The sequence below is a fragment of the Reyranella sp. genome (assembly GCF_965229815.1).
In the GTDB taxonomy this organism is placed as follows: domain Bacteria; phylum Pseudomonadota; class Alphaproteobacteria; order Reyranellales; family Reyranellaceae; genus Reyranella.
In genome coordinates, this window is the sequence record NZ_CBDDJN010000006.1 from 1,398,919 (window position 1) to 1,415,037 (window position 16,119).

At 67.1% G+C, this 16,119-nt stretch carries 18 protein-coding genes; 14 read left to right on the plus strand and 4 right to left on the minus strand.

Features of this window, described 5'->3' with window-relative positions; genetic code table 11:
- The first annotated feature begins 78 nt into the window (after window positions 1-78).
- From ACO073_RS18045 to ACO073_RS18065, 5 genes are all read left to right on the plus strand, one after another.
- On the plus strand, window positions 79-1,866 hold the full coding sequence (locus tag ACO073_RS18045) for a fatty acyl-AMP ligase (RefSeq protein WP_421999065.1): 1,788 nt from the start codon (window positions 79-81) through the stop codon (window positions 1,864-1,866).
- 177 nt (window positions 1,867-2,043) lie between these two features.
- On the plus strand, window positions 2,044-2,472 hold the full coding sequence (locus ACO073_RS18050; protein WP_421999066.1) for a sigma factor: 429 nt from the start codon (window positions 2,044-2,046) through the stop codon (window positions 2,470-2,472).
- On the plus strand, window positions 2,433-3,125 hold the full coding sequence (locus ACO073_RS18055) for a FecR family protein (protein ID WP_421999067.1): 693 nt from the start codon (window positions 2,433-2,435) through the stop codon (window positions 3,123-3,125). Before ACO073_RS18050 ends, ACO073_RS18055 begins: the two co-directional genes overlap by 40 nt.
- A gap of 146 nt (window positions 3,126-3,271) precedes the next feature.
- The gene (locus ACO073_RS18060) at window positions 3,272-3,571 is read left to right on the plus strand and encodes a conjugal transfer protein TraD (RefSeq protein ID WP_421999068.1); all 300 of its coding nucleotides are present in this window, start codon (window positions 3,272-3,274) and stop codon (window positions 3,569-3,571) included.
- Window positions 3,526-3,768: a conjugal transfer protein TraD gene (locus ACO073_RS18065; protein WP_421999069.1), complete on the plus strand. Its 243-nt coding sequence runs from the start codon at window positions 3,526-3,528 to the stop codon at window positions 3,766-3,768. The genes ACO073_RS18060 and ACO073_RS18065 overlap by 46 nt, the downstream gene beginning before the upstream one ends.
- A gap of 84 nt (window positions 3,769-3,852) precedes the next feature.
- On the opposite strand, the gene ACO073_RS18070 is transcribed toward ACO073_RS18065, so the two are convergent.
- The 3 genes from ACO073_RS18070 to ACO073_RS18080 all read right to left on the minus strand — a co-directional run bounded on the left by ACO073_RS18070 (window position 3,853) and on the right by ACO073_RS18080 (window position 6,003).
- The gene (locus ACO073_RS18070) at window positions 3,853-4,503 is read right to left on the minus strand and encodes a hypothetical protein (protein WP_421999070.1); all 651 of its coding nucleotides are present in this window, start codon (window positions 4,501-4,503) and stop codon (window positions 3,853-3,855) included.
- Window positions 4,504-4,604: 101 nt separating this feature from the next.
- Complete coding sequence (locus ACO073_RS18075; protein WP_421999071.1) at window positions 4,605-5,126, minus strand: NADAR family protein; 522 nt, start codon at window positions 5,124-5,126, stop codon at window positions 4,605-4,607.
- Window positions 5,127-5,370: 244 nt separating this feature from the next.
- Window positions 5,371-6,003, minus strand: a complete 633-nt coding sequence (locus ACO073_RS18080) for a peptidoglycan-binding domain-containing protein (protein WP_421999072.1) — start codon at window positions 6,001-6,003, stop codon at window positions 5,371-5,373.
- A 930-nt stretch (window positions 6,004-6,933) separates the two neighbouring features.
- On the opposite strand from ACO073_RS18080, the gene ACO073_RS18085 reads away from it, so the two are divergent.
- Complete coding sequence (locus ACO073_RS18085; protein WP_421999073.1) at window positions 6,934-7,878, plus strand: TonB-dependent siderophore receptor; 945 nt, start codon at window positions 6,934-6,936, stop codon at window positions 7,876-7,878.
- 123 nt (window positions 7,879-8,001) lie between these two features.
- Here the strand turns inward: ACO073_RS18085 and ACO073_RS18090 are convergent, their stop codons facing one another.
- Complete coding sequence (locus tag ACO073_RS18090) at window positions 8,002-8,769, minus strand: N-formylglutamate amidohydrolase (protein WP_421999074.1); 768 nt, start codon at window positions 8,767-8,769, stop codon at window positions 8,002-8,004.
- 29 nt (window positions 8,770-8,798) lie between these two features.
- On the opposite strand from ACO073_RS18090, the gene ACO073_RS18095 reads away from it, so the two are divergent.
- The 8 genes from ACO073_RS18095 to ACO073_RS18130 all read left to right on the plus strand — a co-directional run bounded on the left by ACO073_RS18095 (window position 8,799) and on the right by ACO073_RS18130 (window position 16,116).
- The gene (locus ACO073_RS18095) at window positions 8,799-10,076 is read left to right on the plus strand and encodes a glycerate kinase type-2 family protein (RefSeq protein WP_421999075.1); all 1,278 of its coding nucleotides are present in this window, start codon (window positions 8,799-8,801) and stop codon (window positions 10,074-10,076) included.
- A 130-nt stretch (window positions 10,077-10,206) separates the two neighbouring features.
- Window positions 10,207-10,626, plus strand: a complete 420-nt coding sequence (locus tag ACO073_RS18100; protein WP_421999076.1) for a GFA family protein — start codon at window positions 10,207-10,209, stop codon at window positions 10,624-10,626.
- Window positions 10,627-10,632: 6 nt separating this feature from the next.
- On the plus strand, window positions 10,633-11,892 hold the full coding sequence (gene otnK / locus ACO073_RS18105; RefSeq protein WP_422002172.1) for a 3-oxo-tetronate kinase: 1,260 nt from the start codon (window positions 10,633-10,635) through the stop codon (window positions 11,890-11,892).
- Window positions 11,889-12,536: a 3-oxo-tetronate 4-phosphate decarboxylase gene (gene otnC, locus ACO073_RS18110; protein WP_421999077.1), complete on the plus strand. Its 648-nt coding sequence runs from the start codon at window positions 11,889-11,891 to the stop codon at window positions 12,534-12,536. The genes otnK and otnC overlap by 4 nt, the downstream gene beginning before the upstream one ends.
- 99 nt (window positions 12,537-12,635) lie before the next feature.
- Window positions 12,636-13,421, plus strand: a complete 786-nt coding sequence (otnI, locus tag ACO073_RS18115; protein WP_421999078.1) for a 2-oxo-tetronate isomerase — start codon at window positions 12,636-12,638, stop codon at window positions 13,419-13,421.
- A gap of 4 nt (window positions 13,422-13,425) precedes the next feature.
- Entirely contained in the window at window positions 13,426-14,340 is a 915-nt protein-coding gene (gene ltnD, locus ACO073_RS18120) for an L-threonate dehydrogenase (RefSeq protein WP_421999079.1), read from the plus strand.
- Window positions 14,341-14,349: 9 nt separating this feature from the next.
- Entirely contained in the window at window positions 14,350-15,762 is a 1,413-nt protein-coding gene (pyk, locus tag ACO073_RS18125; protein ID WP_421999080.1) for a pyruvate kinase, read from the plus strand.
- Between the two features lie 75 nt (window positions 15,763-15,837).
- A complete protein-coding gene (locus ACO073_RS18130) occupies window positions 15,838-16,116 on the plus strand; it encodes a hypothetical protein (protein ID WP_421999081.1) in 279 nt (92 codons plus the stop codon).
- Window positions 16,117-16,119: the final 3 nt, after the last annotated feature.

Genomic DNA, 16,119 nt, shown 5'->3' on the forward strand with positions numbered 1-16,119 from the left:
CGATGGACGGGATGTTCCAGCGGGACGGTCAACCGAGCGGTGACGCGCTTGTGCGTGAACTGCTTGGGAGATCGTCCGATGACGTCGATCCGTGGAATCCTGCCTGTGTCCTTCTCGGATGCCGATGCATCCGGCAGCGAAGCCGGTTCGCGGCTGCGCTACGCCTGCACGCTCACTGCCAATGCCGCGCGCGGAGCCGCCGCGCCGACGCCGACCGCCAATGCCGCCCTGCCCTTCCGCCGCGGCGGCTTCGCGAGCCTCGCCGCGGCGCTCGACTACGCCGCCGGGGGTGAGACGGGGCTCAACTTCTTCGATGCAAGAGGACGGCTGACCGGACGCCTCGCCTATGCCGATCTGCGCGGGCAGGCGCTCCGCTTCGCCCGTCGCCTGCTCGGCGCCGGTGTCCGACGCGGCGAACGGCTGGTGATCGTAGCCGACACCTGGCCGGGCTTCTGCGTCGCCTTCTTCGGCGCCCAGTACGCAGGCGTGCTGCCGGTGCCGGTCTCGGTGCCGGTCGGGGTCGGCGCCAAGCAGACCTACCTTGCGCAGCTGCGTCGGCAGATCATCGCGGCCGGCGCCGTCGGCATCCTCGCCCCGGACGAGCTGGCCGCATTCGCCGCCTCCGCCGCGGACGGAACGTCGGCGCGGCTGGCCGGCGGCATGGCGGCCTTCGAGGCCCTGCCGGAAGCGCCGATCGACGGATCTCCGCTCGGCGCCGGCGAGGGCTGCTACGTGCAGTACTCCTCGGGGAGCACGCGCCTGCCGATGGGGATCGACATTCGCCAGGACCAGCTCATGGCGAACATCGACGGCTCGCTCGCGAGCCAGGAACTGAACGAGCGCGATGCCGGGGTCAGCTGGTTGCCGCTCTATCACGACATGGGCCTCATCGGTTTCGTGCTGGCGCCGATGTGCGGTCAGCGCAGCGTCGACCTGATGCCGCCCCGCGAGTTCGCACGCCGTCCCTTGCAATGGCTGTCGCTGATCTCCCGTCGACGGGCCACCATCACCTACAGCCCCGGGTTCGGCTACGAGCTCGCGGCGCGGCGGGCCCAGAGCGGAATGCCGACGGACATCGACCTGTCGTGCCTCCAGTTGGCCGGGATCGGCGCCGACATGATCCGGCCCGCGGTGCTGCACCGCTTCGCCGAGACGTTCAAAGCGTGCGGCTTCGACCCGCGCGCCTTCATGGCGAGCTATGGTCTCGCCGAAGTATGCGTCGGCCTGAGCTTCGGCAAGCGCTTCGCGGGCTTCAGGACGGACAACCGGGCCAATCGGGAGTTCGTGCTGTGCGGCCGCGCCCTGCCCGGCCACGATGTCGAGATCCGCGACAGTGCCGGCCGGCCGCTCGATGGGCCCGCCATCGGCCGCCTGTTCGTCCGCGGCCGCAGCGTGATGCCGGGCTACGTCGGACAGGCCGAGGAAAGCGCACGCGTGCTCGGCGGCGGCTGGCTCGACACGGGGGACCTCGGCTACTGGCGAGACGGCGAACTGGTCATCACCGGCCGGGCCAAGGACCTGATCATCGTCAACGGCCGTAACATCTGGCCGCAGGACATCGAATGGGCGGTCGAGGCGCTGCCGGGACAGCGGCGCGGGGACGCCTGCGCCTTCTCGATCGAGAGTCCGGAGGGCGAGGAAGTCGTCGTGATGGTCCAGGGCGTAGCCGGCGACGAGGCTGAGCGCGACCGGCAACTCGGCAGCATCCGCCAGGCCGTCAAGGAGTCGGCCGGCGTCGACTGCCGCATCGAGCTGATCCCGCGCTCCATAGGCTTGCCGCTCACCTCGTCCGGCAAGCTGAGCCGCAGCCGTGCCAGGGCGATGCTGCTGGCCGGCGACTACGCGGTCCCTTCGCCGTCCACCTGAACCCGCGGTCGCCGCATCAGTCCAAGGCCCCGCTGTCGCGCGGGATGTTGCGGGGAGGCCTGCCGGTCGGTACATTGGCGTTGCGAATGGTTCGCAACAAGCCGCAGCCGCCGATGACCTAGCCGACCGCCACGGATCACGGAATCGCGCCGGGCAAGGATCAGGACGGAAGGCATCTTGGCGGAGGACAAGTCGAACCTCGACCTCTTCATGGCGCACCGCGGCGCGCTCGTGGACTATGCCAGCGCCATCATTGGCAGCCGGGCTCGCGCCGAGGACGTCGTGCAGGAAGCGTGGCTGCGCTTCAGCAACGCGACCTCGACCCGCTTCCTCGAGCATCCGCTGGGCTACCTCTACCGCATCGTTCGCAACATCGCCCTCGACGGACGGCGCAAGATGGCGCGCGAAAGCCGTTACCTTGTCACCGCCCAGGACAGCACGGTCGACCAGCAACCTGCCGGCGAGCCCTCGCCCGAGGCGCGATCCCTCCAGCGCGAACAGCTCGCCCGCCGCGCAGCCGTCGAACCGCCGCGCGGCGATGGTGGCTGGCCGCCGCCACGGCGGCCGTGGCCGCCAGCGTGGCGCTCGTGGCCCTGCCCGGACTGATGCTTCGTCTCGGCGCCGACTACGCGACGTCGACAGGCGAATGGCGCGAGGTGCGGCTGGCCGACGGCAGCCTGATAGACCTCGCACCCGGCGGCGCCATCGACGTCGCGCTGACGAGCGACCGCCGCGACATCCGGCTGCTGGTCGGACAGGCCTTCTTCGAGGTGGCTGCCGACCCCGCGCGGCCGTTCGAAGTGAAAGGGCATGGCGTCACCGCCACGGTGCTGGGGACCGGCTTCTCGATGCGGCTGGGCGGCGATGCGGCGGACATCGCGGTCCGTCACGGCCTCGTGCGGGTCGACCACGAATCCGTGACACCTCCCGAATCTCGACGGCTCGAGTCCGGCGACTGGTTGCACGTTCCGTGGACAGGACCGATGACCGGAGGACGCCGGCCCGTCGACGAGATCGGGGCGTGGCGGGTGGGCCAGCTCGTCGCGCATAACCAGCCGATCGCCGACATCGTCGAGGAACTGCGACCCTGCTTCGACGGCCTGATCGTGATCGCGAACGCCAGCGCCGGTCGCCGCCGTGTTAGTGGAGTCTACAATCTCCGCGAGCCGGTCGAGGCCCTGCGCGCCGTCGGCCGCGCCCATGCCGACATCACGGTAACGCGGCTCTTGCCCTGGCTCGTCGTCATCTCCGGCGGCTGAGCCGCTCGGGAAGAAAGAGTCGGCCCGCTCGCATTTTCTTTTGAAAGGACGGAAGCGACCGTCGTTCTCCCCACGACAAGCCGAGAGACTATGATTCCGAACTGAAGGCGCTTGGGGACAAGGCGAAAGACCTCAAAACTCGCAAGGTGCAGCAGCTTGGCGAACTGGTGATCGCCACCGGCGCCGATGCGCTCAACGCCAACGAACTGGCGGGCGCGCTGGTCGTGCTGGCGGAAACCACCGATGCCGGAAAGCGGGATGCGTGGGCGAAGCGTGGGGTCGCGTGGTTTCAGAGTAAATCACGGCGGTCTGCGCGCGTTGAAGACCGCAACAACGGCAGCAATCCGACGCAATCGGGCGGCGCGCAACCGGCAATCAGGCAGCACGGGCGCGGCATGATATGCGGACGTGGCAGGCCGAACGCCGGCAGCGCACGAAACATCTGATCGAACTCGGCGGCCTCGTCGTCAAGTCCGGCGTCGTTGACCTGACCGGCGATGACCGCGCCACTTTTTTCGGCGCGCTCATATGGATCGCCGAAAATCTCAAGAACGACGAACGGGCGCGACAACTGTGGGCCGGAAAGGGGAAGCAGGCGTTCAAAAATGACGGAGCATCAGCGTCGCAAAGGGCTCATGATTAGTGCATGGCTGCTACAGAGCGTTTGTCTGGCACGCTGATTTGCCTAGCGCTCGCCACGCCTGCATGAGCAATTGCCACGCTGCCCCTACAACTTCCTTGACTCACAGGCATGTTTGAGGAGCGCGAAAGTGTCGCGTGCGCCGGTCAGGTCGAAAGTCCCCGCCGTACCCGCCACTTCGACGACGAGAAGGGGCGCTGAGGTTTCGGCATTGCCATCGATGAGACTGATCGCACGCGCGGCATCAGTGAGGGCCATGCCGATGGTGACACGATTGGTATTGGCCGTGTAACCTCCGGTGAGCCTTCCGGTCACTCGTACACGGTCAATGGTAAGCGAGCTTTTGGTTTCTATTCGAAAGACCATCGGGATCAGCACGTCGAAACGAAGCTCCTGCAAACGGGCATTCGGATTGTCGATCGAGATGTAGATCGACGGACCGCTGCCGCGGCACTCGGCGGACATCCTGAAACCGCGACTGATCGGCCCGACGTATTGCGCCCTGGGTATCAGCGCCGATCCACCTGCGGTCGGCGCCTCCCAAAACGTCCAAGCGGACGCAAGAGCGCCACCGAACGCTTCCACTCGTGACCGAGGTTTGGACAATGGTGGAGGATCAGCCCGCGCCGGACTGCCGAGAAGTCCGACACTCCACACCAGCGCAACGACATGAATGAGGTTCGGCCGGGTGACAATTCTGAGCAGCGTATGCCGAGCGGCAGACGCACTGACGATCACCGGTACGGTCTCCGAGATCTCGCGCGGTTGCGCACCAGTTCCAGATTTGCCCGCCGATGCGCGACTGCCACGCGCCGAGCCTGGCGATGACGACATTGTGCTCATTTTTGTAAACCCTTGCTGCGCAACGCGTCGCGGACCTCCATAATGACCCTGCCCGCCCAGTTGAGGCCAGCGCCGTCGGGGCCCGTGCCCCAGAAGGGCTCGCCTGGCGAGTCCTCGATCAATTCCGCATCATTGGTCGTCAATAGCAGAAGCGCCAGGTCTGCGGTCTGCGTAAATTTGGCGTGGTCCGCTCGACGCATGATGTCGAGCTTCACCTCATGCCAGTCGGCGCGCGGGTGCTCGCCATTCTTGCGAAACCATGAGTTTTGCGAGATGCGGCGCGGTGCAGACGGGGGTGCGTCGAGACGCTTAGCGAGGCCGGGATGGATGGCCTCCCGGATCGCGGCTTTGTATTCCGGGTTGGCTGACTTCTGTGACTGATAATAGTGCTCCACGGTCGGCCAGCTTTCGCCATTCATGACGATCGGACTGGCGTGGAAATGCGAGAGGAAGCGGAACCCTTTCCGATCGCGACCGAAGTAGAGTATCCGGTTGTCCGATGGAACGATCATGCTCATTTCGTGTCCTTACCGACTGCTATGTTCGCGATCGCAGAACAAGCCGCCGCAGCGATCAGGCCAAAGAGCGAGAATATTATGATCGCTATAATTGTTAGCTTGTAATTGAGAAATACCAAGCCGACCACGAAGCACGGCCACATCAGCGCGACCTTCATTTCGTGCCCCTCGGAGCGGGCCAAATCAACAGCGTCGGTCTTTGACGCGACCGCACAGGCCTATCGTGCGGTAAGCCTTGACTGTGCTATTTAATGATTGTGAGTCCGCCGCCTGTAATCATGCTGTATCCGCCTTCATTGAAGACGACGTTGTAAGTCACGTCATTGCAGACGACTATCCAGATGTTCTCGGAAACGGTGCTCACGGAAGGCGATGGTGTCGTACAGGTTGCGCCGCGAGACATAATGTAGGTTGTCAGCGCCACCCTCAATTCTTTTTCCCTTAGACTCTTGAAATATTGCTGCGGCTTTTCTGGCGGCAACGCATTCAGCGCCGTGTAAAAGAGACGGGTGGGTTTAGCCCCGACCAGTTGCTGCTCAAGGGAAGATAGTTGCTCGCGTTTGATGATCCCCGCAAGCTGTCGCGGACCTCCCACCGCGTCAAGCATTCTGCGCAATAACTCGTCATTGATCGTGCCCGTAGGGGGGCGACCAATTTCAGATTGAAAAGCGCCTATGGCAGTTCGTGTGGCCTCGCTGAGGGAGCCATCCGCGGCCTCCTTGAAAAATTTAAGTGACTGCAAGGCGATCTGTGCAATCCAGACTTGATCGAAACGGAGATTGGCGGCGTTATCCGATGCGCGGCCGTTGGATGAGAACGTGACGTTTGTCCAGCACAGAGAGTTGACCGCCGATATGCAGCCGATCAAGGCAGCCATTCTTGCCGACCGTTCATCGCCGAGACACGCGGCGCCAAATCCCCGTGCCGGCCGTTCGGCAAACGCTGTGGCGCCCGGACCGACGCATCCAACGACAATCTGACATGCGGTTCCGCCCTGCTTTTGACAATGCTGCTGCGCGCAACGATCCGCCCGTCCTGGTGCATATCCGGCGCACCAGCCGTAAACGTTTTCCGGGGCCGAGTGAGATATGGCGGATTCGGCCAACGCCGGGGCGGAGACGGCAAGCGCAAATCCGATTTGCGCTGCTAGCAGCGAAAATTGCCTCCACATATTACTTCTCCCCCGTTAATGTTGGATCAGTATACGGCGGCCTGACGAATATTGAACTGGTGGGATAGAGCTTGTCCGTTGGTGCTCCGGGTAACCGGTTGGTCAGCCCTTTCGCGCCTTGGGTCTCCTGATTGAGGCGTCCGACTCTTAGGATCGATGACCCAGACCACGGCTAGCCAAGGGTCAGGTGAGCGATTGTGATCTTATCTTAGGAGAGCCCCTACGGAAGCGGCGCGGGTTCCACGCTTAGGAACACGCCTAATCGTCCCTCGCGCACCATGAGTTCGTCAGCGGCCGATCAGCATCCTAGGGAGATTGCCTGATCAGAGTATCATATCTCCACGATCAACAAATGTCGGTCTCGGTCAAAACCCGCCCTCGTCCAGGGCATCGCTTCGCCAGGTATCACCGGCACGATGTCCGCCGATCAGGCGCTGTCGCGGATACTGGCCGGCACCGGCCTCTCCTACCGCATCCTTGGCGGCAATACCGTCACGCTGGAGAAGCTCGCGCGGTCCGGGGCCCTGGCTCCCGGTGTCGTGCAACTCGGCACGCTGCAGGTCGAGGGACAGAACGCCGACAATCCGCCGGAAACGGCGCTGGGACCGGTCCGCGTACTGGTAGTTGAACAGCACCGTGACGCTCGTGTCCGCGTCCGGCTTCAACGTGCCGATCGGCGGCGTGACGCCGTCCACGATCACGGGCCAGACGCTCACCCAGGCCGGCCTCTACGCCCAGGACCAGATCAAGTTCGACAGGTTCTTCCTGCTGCTGGGCTTGCGCAACGACTGGACCACGACTGTCACCGACAACCGCATGACTTTCACCTCGACCACGCAATCCGACAGCCACGTCTCCTGGCGGGCCGGACTGGTCTACGAGTTCGAGAACGGCATCGCGCCCTATGTCAGCTACTCGACGTCGTTCCAGCCGGCTATCGGCGTCGACCGGCTGGGCAATCCCTTCAAGCCGATCACCGCCGAGCAGTACGAGGCAGGCATCAAGTTCCAGCCGCCCGGCCACAAGAGCTTCGTCATGGGGTCGGTCTATCAGCTCACCCAGCAGAACGTCCTAACGACGGATCCGCTGAACGTGCTGTTCCAGACCCAGACCGGCGAGATCAAGTCGCAGGGCGTCGAGTTCAGTGCCACCATCGTGCCGACCGAGGGGCTGAACCTCGTGGAGGCCTTCTCGTACAACAATCCCAAGATCACCGAGGGGACGGCCAGCGAGATCAACCACATGCCGGCCTTCGTGCCCAACGTGATGGCCTCGCTGTGGGGCGACTACACGCTGCAGAGCGGACCTCTGAAGGGCCTGCAGTTCGGCGGCGGCGTGCGCTATGCCGGCTTCACCTACGCCACCTCGGCCAACACCTTGCAGATCCCCGGCTACAGCCTGCAGGACGCCATGATCGGTTACGACCTGGGCGCCATCTCACCGCGGCTGGAGGGCGTGATGGCCGCCGTGAACGCCACCAACATCCTCAACACGCAGTACGTCTCCGAATGCAGCAACGCGACCAACTGCCTGTACGGCCAGGGCGCCCTGGTGCTCGCGACACTGCGCAAGAAATTCTGAGGGGGATTCCGTCCCTCGGAGTGCCTGCAATGCCTGCACGGATTTGCGGCGCCCCGCGGTGCGCAAAAAACAAATAATGTTGCGCGCTTGATAAATAACCCAAGTTATTATACGCTGCCGTCGTCAGGCCAATGAAGCGGTCACCGCTGCCCTGATCGGTGCGGCCAGCCTGCTCCCCCAGGCCCGCGCGTCCGCCGGCGTGGCAATGAGGTCCTGCCGCACCTCGAGGGAGCAGTAGGGCAGCTTCCGGGGCCGCGGATGGGCGTTGAGCGTGTACTCGTAGGAATCCCGCGCCGAGTAGGGTTCGTTGTCGCCGACCACCAGCGTCGGGTCGCGGCGGAGTTCGGCCAGCAGCGGCAGCGGCAGGCGCGGATCGTCGTTCCACAGCACGCCGACATGCCACGGCCGGTCGACACCGTTCATGCGCGGCGTGAAGCTGTGCACCACGAGCAACGCCACGCGGCGTCCGCCCGCGGTCATGCGGTCGAGCTGGCGCGCGACCTCGCGATGGTACGGCCAGAAGCAGGCATCGGCGCGCGCCTTCGCCTCTTCCGGATCGAGGTTGCGGTTGGCCGGTACGGGCGTGCCGTCGCTGACCTCGGGAATCGACCCCTCGCCGCCCGGCCAGCGGTTGCAGTCTATGACAAGCCGCGAATAGCCCGAGGCGACCAGCGGGGCGTCGAGCGCCCCGGACAGCGCCTGCGCCGCCTCGAGGCCGCCGATGTCCCAGCCGATGTGCCGCGACAGCTCGGCGTCGCTGATGCCGAGCCCGGCCAGCGCCTGCGGCACCGCCTTGCTGGCATGGTCGCAGAGCAGCAGAAGCGGCGCCTGGCCCTGCTCGTTGAAGACGGAAAACGGCGGCGGATCGTCCGGCCCGAGCAGTGGTTGCATCGCGTCCCTATAGTGCGAAGATCGCGGCAATGAAAGATGCCCAAGCCCGCGCCCTGCTGCGCGACCTGTTCGACGCGGCTCTCGCCGCCGCCCGCCCCGCCACCTGCCTCGCGCCCCATATCGACGCGCTCGCGCCGCCGAAGGGAAAGACCATCGTGGTCGGCGCCGGCAAGGCGAGCGCGGCGATGGCCCGGGCGCTCGAGGACCGTTGGGCGCATCCGCTGGAGGGGCTCGTGGTGACGCGCTACGGCTACGGCGAGACCTGCCGCCGGATCGAGATCGTCGAGGCCGCGCATCCGGTACCGGACGAGAAGGGCCGCGCCGCGGCCGGTCGCATCCTCGACAAGGTCCGGGGACACGGGCCGGACGATCTCGTCCTCTGCCTGATCTCCGGCGGCGCCTCGGCCCTGCTGGCGCTGCCGGCGCCCGGCTTGACGCTCGCCGACAAGCAGGCGGTCAACCGCGACCTGCTGCGCTCGGGCGCCAACATCGGCGAGATGAACACGGTGCGAAAGCACCTCTCCGCCATCAAGGGCGGCCGCCTGGCGGTCGCCGCCCAGCCGGCGCGCGTGCTGAGCTGGCTGATCTCCGACGTGCCGAACGACGATCCCGGCGTCATCGGCTCGGGCCCCACCGTGCCCGACCGCACGACCTTCGCCGACGCCCTGGCGGTCCTGCGCAAGTACCGCATCGATCCGCCCGCGGCCGTACAGGCGCATCTCGACAAGGGCGCCGCGGGCGGCCTCGAGGAGACGCCGAAGCCCGGCGATCCGCGGCTCGCCCGCGTCGAGACGGTGATGGTCGCGACGCCGCAGCGCTCGCTCGATGCGGCCGCGGCGGTCGCGACGGAACGCGGCCTCGATGTCGTGATGCTGGGCGACAGGCTCGAAGGCGAAGCCCGCGACCTCGGCGCGACGCATGCCCGGCAGGCGCTCGGCCTGGCGCGACAGGCCGGACGGCCGACGGTGATCCTGTCGGGCGGCGAGACGACGGTCACCGTGCGCGGCAAGGGCCGTGGCGGCCGCAACGTCGAATACCTGCTCGGCGAGGCGATTGCGGCTGATGGCGCCGCCGGGATCTGGGGACTCGCGGCCGACACGGATGGCGTCGATGGCGCCGAGGACATCGCCGGCGGACTCTTCGCGCCCGATTCGCTGACCCGCGCCCGTGCGCTGGGCCGCGATCCACGCGCCATGCTGGACGACAATGACGGGCATTCGTTCTTCGGGATGCTGGGCGACAGTCTCATCACCGGGCCGACGAAGACCAACGTCAACGATTTTAGGGCAACTCTGATCGCGCCATGACCAATCGCACTCGTTCTCGGTGTCATCCTCTTGTGGACCGCGAGCCTCCGGCTCGCTTCGGATTCACGAGCGAGCCGGAGGCTCGCGGTCCGGAAGACCATGAGTGCCGCGGCGCGGCGCTTCCCCGGCCATGACCGTCTATCCCGGCTCCTGCCACTGCGGCGCCATCCAGCTTGCCTTCACCTCGGCCAAGGCGCCCGACGCGCTGCGCGTCGGGCGCTGCGCGTGCAGCTTCTGCCGTCGACACGGCGCGCGGACCTGCGGCGATCCCGACGGCTCGGTCGAATTTCGCGCCGCTCCCGGGAGCCTGTCGCGCTACCGCTTCGGTCTCGGAATCACCGATTATCTCCTGTGCGCGCGTTGCGGCACCTACCTCGGCGCCATGATGGAGGACGGAGACAGGTCGATCGGCATCGTCAATGTCAATGCGCTGGACATCCGGGACACGTTCGATCCCGCCCCGCCGCTGCACGTCTACGACGGCGAGGACGAGGCGCGCCGGCGCAGCCGGCGGCGAAAGTTCTGGATGACCGCGACAGTGCTGGCTTAGGGTCACATCATGGCCATTCTCGGAGTCATCGCCGACGATTTCACCGGCGCCACCGACATCGCCGGCATGCTGGTCAAGGGCGGCATGCGTACGATCCAGACGATCGGCGTCCCGTCGAAGGGGGCGATCCCCGACGATGTCGACGCCGTCGTCGTGGCGCTGAAGACTCGCTCGATCGCGGCCCGTGACGCGATCGCCCAGTCGCTCGCCGCTCTCGACGTCCTGAAGAGAGCGGGCTGCCGGCGCTTCTTCTTCAAGTACTGCTCGACCTTCGATTCCACCGATGCCGGGAACATCGGTCCGGTAGGCGATGCGCTGATCGAGGCGCTCCAGGTGAAGCAGGCGATCTACTGCCCGGCCTTCCCCGAGAACGGCCGCACGATCTTCTTCGGCCATCTGTTCGTCGGCGACGTCCTGCTGTCGGACTCGCCCATGCGGCACCATCCGCTGAACCCGATGACGGACGCGAGCCTGGTGCGCGTGCTGGCCCGCCAGACTCCGCACAAGGTCGGTCTGGTGCCGCTGAAGCAGGTCCAGTCGGGCTCGGCGACGTTCCGGGCTGCGCTCGACAGGCTGGCAGCCGACGGTACTCGCCATGTCGTGGTCGATGCTGTTGCCGACACCGATCTCGGGATCATCGGCGAGGCAGTGGGCGACGATCTGCTCGTGACCGGCGGCTCGGGCGTGGCGCTGGGGCTGCCCGCGGCGTATCGCCGGCGCGGCCTGCTGGCGCACAAGGCCAACGCCGACGCCTTGCCCGCGATCGCCGGCGCCAGCGCCGTCCTGGCCGGCTCCTGCTCGGCGGCGACGCTCGGGCAGATCGCCGCCTTCAAGGGACCGCATCTCCACCTCGACACCGACGCCATCTGCCGCGGCGATGCGGTCGGCGAGGCGGCGCTCGCCTGGGCGCGGGACAAGCTCGGCGACGGGCCGATCCTGCTGTCGGCCAGCGAATCGCCGGATGCGGTGAAGGCCCTGCAGGCCAGGTACGGCGTCGAGAAATCGAGCCACGCCATCGAGAAGACCATGGCAGGCCTGGCCAGGGGACTGGTCGCCGGCGGCGTGGGCCGCCTGGTCGTGGCAGGCGGCGAAACCTCCGGCGCGGTCGTGAGCGCGCTCGACGTGACCGCCCTGCGCATCGGACCCGAGATCGATCCCGGCGTGCCGTGGACGGCGTCTGTCGGCGACCGGCCGATCCTGCTGGCGCTGAAGTCGGGCAATTTCGGCGCGCCCGACTTCTTCACCAAGGCATTCGACCAGCTATGAGCGCCAAGGAAACCAGGACACGCGAGGCGATCTGCGCGCTGGGCGCCAAGCTCGCCGCGCGCGGGCTCTGCCCCGGCACCTCGGGCAACATCAGCGCCCGCATCGACGACGGCTGGCTGATGACGCCGACCAACTCCTCGCTGGGCGAGCTCGAGCCCGGGCAGCTCTCGAAGCTCGACCTCGACGGCAAGCATGTCGGCGGCGACCCGCCCACCAAGGAGGCGCTGCTGCACCGTTCGGTCTACGACGTGCGGCCGAAGGACGGCGCGATCGTGCACCTGCACTGCACCCACGCCGTCGCCATCTCGTGCCTCGACCCCTCCTGCCATCACAACGCCGAGACGACGCTGCCGCCCATCACGCCCTACTTCGTGATGCGCGTCGGCAAGCTGCCGCTCGTCCCCTACTTCAAGCCGGGCGACCCCAGGCTGGCCGATGCGATCCGCGACTATGCCAAAGGCCATCGCGCCGTCCTGCTGGCGAACCATGGTCCGGTGGTCGCCGGCACGTCCCTCTCGGCCGCCTCGGCCTCGATCGAGGAGCTGGAAGAGACCGCCAAGCTCCACCTGCTGCTGCAGGGCTTCAAGGTCCGCCTGCTGAGCGACACGCAGGTCCGCGACGTCGAGGAAGCGTTCCCGTCGTGAATTCCCCGCTGTCACCCCGAGCGAAGCGAGGGACCTTTCGCTTGCCTCCAAAGGCCCCTCGCTTCGCGCGGGGTGACAGCTTCACCTGGACATAGAACCATGCCCAAGCTCGCCGCCAACCTCTCCTGGATCTACCAGGAGGTTCCCTTCCTGCAGCGTTTCGGCGCCGCCGCCGCGCACGGCTTCGAGGCCGTCGAGATCCTTTTCCCCTACGAGGCCCCGGCAGCCGACATCGCTGCCGAGCTGAAGAAGCACAAGCTGACGCAGGCCCTGTTCAACCTGCCCGCGGGCGACGCCAGCAAGGGCGAACGGGGCTTCGCCGCCCTGCCCGGCCGCGAGGCCGACTTCGCCGCCGCGCTCGACAAGGCGCTCGACTATGCCAGGGTCCTGGAGTGCCGCACGCTGCACGTCATGTCGGGCATGATCGCCCCAGGCGCCGACGTGACGGCCATGCACAGGACGTTCGTCTCCAACCTGAAGATGGCCTGCGACCGGACCGCCAAGAGCGGCCTCACCCTGGTGCTGGAACCGATCAACCATCGCGACATTCCCGGCTACTTCACCAACACCACGACCCAGGTGAAGCAGATCATGGACGAGGTCGGCGCACCGCATCTCAAGCTGCAGCTCGACCTCTATCACTGCCAGGTCACCGAGGGCGACCTCACGCGGCGCACCGAGGCGCTGTTCCCGATCACCGCCCACGTGCAGATCGCCGGCAATCCCGACCGCAACGAGCCCGACATCGGCGAGGCCAATCACCTCTATGTCCTCGATGTGCTCGACCGGCTGGGCTACCAGGGCCATGTCGGCCTGGAATACAAGCCCAGGACCACCACGGCGGCCGGCCTCGGCTGGGCGGCCAAGTACGGCATCAGGGCCTGATCCCATGGCGGACAAGAACACACCGGTCATCGCCTTCGTCGGCCTGGGCTCGATGGGCCTCGGCATGGCGAAGAACCTCCTGAAGCATGGCCACAAGGTGATCGGCGTCGATCCGAGCACCGCCGCGCGCGACGCCTTCGCCGCCGCCGGCGGCAGCGTGGCGGCGACCCCGGCCGAGGCCGCCGCGACGGCCGACGTCGTCATCGTGGCCGTCGTCAATGCCCAGCAGGTGGAGACCGTGCTCTACGGCGAGGGCGGCGCCGTCGCTTCCCTGCGCAAGGACGGCCTGGTGATGCAATGCGCCACCGTGCCCGCAGCCTTCGCCAAGTCGCTGGGCACGCGCCTCGCGGCCTCCGGCCACGCTCTGCTCGATGCGCCGATGTCGGGCGGCCGCGCGCGGGCGGAATCCGGCGAGCTCACCTTCATGGCTTCGGGCGCGCCAGCCGCCTTCGCCGCCGCCGAATCGATCCTGTCGGCGACGTCGGCCAAGGTCTTCCGGCTGGGCGACGCGGCGGGCATCGGCTCGCTGGTCAAGACGGTGAACCAGCTCCTGGCGGGCGTGCACATCGCCACGGCCGCCGAGGCGATGGCGCTGGCCGCCAAGGCCGGCGCCGACACGCGCGAGGTCTACGAGGTGATCTCGGCCAGCGCCGGCAACTCGTGGATGTTCGGCAACCGCGTGCCCCACATGCTCGACGACGACTACACGCCGCTGTCGGCGGTCGAGATCTTCGTCAAGGATCTCGGCCTCGTTCTCGACACCGGCCACGAGCATCGCCTGCCGCTGCCGCTCGCCGCGGCGGCGCACCAGCTCTTCCTCGCCGCCGCCGGCGCCGGCTGGGGACGGCTGGACGACGCCGCCGTCGTGAAGGTCTACGAGCAGGCGGGCGGCTTCAAAGTGTCATCGGCGCGGAAGTAGACTTCCGGGATGCATCGCGACCGCTTCACCAAGATCGTCGCCACGCTGGGTCCCGCCTCGTCCGGCGCCGACCGCCTGCGCATCCTGTTCGAGGCCGGCGCCGACGTCTTCCGCCTGAACTTCAGCCACGGCACCCACGAGGACCATCGCCACCGCGTCGACCAGCTGCGCGCGCTGGAGAAGGAATACAAGCATCCAATCGCCATCCTGATGGACCTGCAGGGTCCCAAGCTGCGGCTCGGCACCTTCGCCGACGGGTCGCTCGACGTCAGGAAGGGCCAGACCCTGCGCTTCGACCTCGACAAGGCGCCGGGCACCGCCAAGCGCATCCCCCTGCCCCATCCCGAGATCTTCAAGGCGGCGAGGGCCGGCGGCCGGCTGCTGGTCGACGACGGCAAGGTCAGGCTGCGCATCGTGGCGCACGATGCGCGGACGATCGACACCGAGGTGGAGATCGGCGGCAGGATCAGCGACCGCAAGGGCGTCAACCTGCCCGACCTCGTCTTGCCCCTGTCGCCGATGACACCCAAGGACCACAAGGACCTGGCCTTCGGCCTGTCGCTCGGCGTCGACTGGGTGGCGCTCTCCTTCGTGCAGCACGCCCACGACATCGCCGAGCTGAAGAAGATCGTGGCCGGCCGCGCCGCCGTCATGGCCAAGCTCGAGAAGCCGGCGGCGATCGACCATCTCGACGAGATCATCGAGCAGAGCGACGGCATCATGGTGGCGCGCGGCGACCTCGGCGTGGAGATGCCGCCGGAAGTCGTGCCGCCGCTGCAGAAGCGCATCCTCGCCGCCTGCCGCGTGCTCGGCCGGCCAGCCATCGTCGCCACCCAGATGCTGGAATCGATGGTCAACTCGCCGACGCCCACCCGCGCCGAGGCCTCCGACGTCGCCACCGCCGTGTACGACGGCGCCGACGCGGTCATGCTGTCGGCCGAATCGGCATCCGGCGCCTATCCGGTCGAGGCGGTCACGATCATGGATCGCATCCTGAAGAGCGTGGAGGCCGATCCGCTCTACCGCCGGCTGATGGATGCGAGCCGCCGCGAACCCGAGGCGACGACCGCCGACGCCATCAGCGCGGCCGCGCGGCAATGCGCCCACACGCTGTCGGCCGCGGCCATCGTCACCTACACCAACACCGGCTCGACGACGCTTCGCGCCGCGCGCGAGCGCCCCGACGTCCACATCCTCTGCCTGACGCCCAACCTCGCGACGGCGCGGCGCCTCACGCTCGCCTGGGGCGTGCACGCGGTGCTGAGCGTCGACGCCCACAACTTCGCCGACATGGTGGCGCGGGCCGTCCGGGTGGCGCGCAAGGAAGGCCTGGCCGCCGAGGGCCAGCGGCTGGTGATCACGGCCGGCGTGCCCTTCGGCACGCCCGGCGCCACCAACATCCTTAGAATCGCCTACGTCTGACCGCCAAAAAGATCGGGGATGGCGTCAAAGGTTGCCGCGTAATTTCATCGGAACCCAATTGACGCAGAGGCGACAGTGAACGCCACCGACAACAAGCCGCGCAGCGCCGTCCGGCCCTACCGCCGCCCGATGCTCACCTGGATCGACTTCCTGGTGATCGCCGCCATCATCCTGACGGCCGCGGCCATCGTCAGCTCGACCGTGGGACGGGCGCGCGCCGCCGAATCCGTGAGCACCCGTGCCGCGATCACGTACGATCCGCCGACCTATTCGACGGAAGTGGGCCAGATCAGCGACGACCCGGGCCTCATCAAGGCCAAAATACGGCTGGCCGTCGGCGCGCCCTGGTCCTGAGCG

What these genes read in the sequence shown, in the direction of transcription:
- ACO073_RS18045 (WP_421999065.1), top strand. Translation starts at nt 79, where the DNA reads ATGACGTCGATCCGTGGAATCCTGCCTGTGTCCTTCTCGGATGCCGAT.
- ACO073_RS18065 (WP_421999069.1), top strand. Translation starts at nt 3,526, where the DNA reads ATGCGGACGTGGCAGGCCGAACGCCGGCAGCGCACGAAACATCTGATC.
- ACO073_RS18075 (WP_421999071.1), bottom strand. Translation starts at nt 5,126, where the DNA reads ATGAGCATGATCGTTCCATCGGACAACCGGATACTCTACTTCGGTCGC.
- ACO073_RS18080 (WP_421999072.1), bottom strand. Translation starts at nt 6,003, where the DNA reads ATGGCTGCCTTGATCGGCTGCATATCGGCGGTCAACTCTCTGTGCTGG.
- ACO073_RS18090 (WP_421999074.1), bottom strand. Translation starts at nt 8,769, where the DNA reads ATGCAACCACTGCTCGGGCCGGACGATCCGCCGCCGTTTTCCGTCTTC.
- ACO073_RS18095 (WP_421999075.1), top strand. Translation starts at nt 8,799, where the DNA reads ATGAAAGATGCCCAAGCCCGCGCCCTGCTGCGCGACCTGTTCGACGCG.
- ACO073_RS18100 (WP_421999076.1), top strand. Translation starts at nt 10,207, where the DNA reads ATGACCGTCTATCCCGGCTCCTGCCACTGCGGCGCCATCCAGCTTGCC.
- otnC (WP_421999077.1), top strand. Translation starts at nt 11,889, where the DNA reads ATGAGCGCCAAGGAAACCAGGACACGCGAGGCGATCTGCGCGCTGGGC.
- otnI (WP_421999078.1), top strand. Translation starts at nt 12,636, where the DNA reads ATGCCCAAGCTCGCCGCCAACCTCTCCTGGATCTACCAGGAGGTTCCC.
- ltnD (WP_421999079.1), top strand. Translation starts at nt 13,426, where the DNA reads ATGGCGGACAAGAACACACCGGTCATCGCCTTCGTCGGCCTGGGCTCG.
- pyk (WP_421999080.1), top strand. Translation starts at nt 14,350, where the DNA reads ATGCATCGCGACCGCTTCACCAAGATCGTCGCCACGCTGGGTCCCGCC.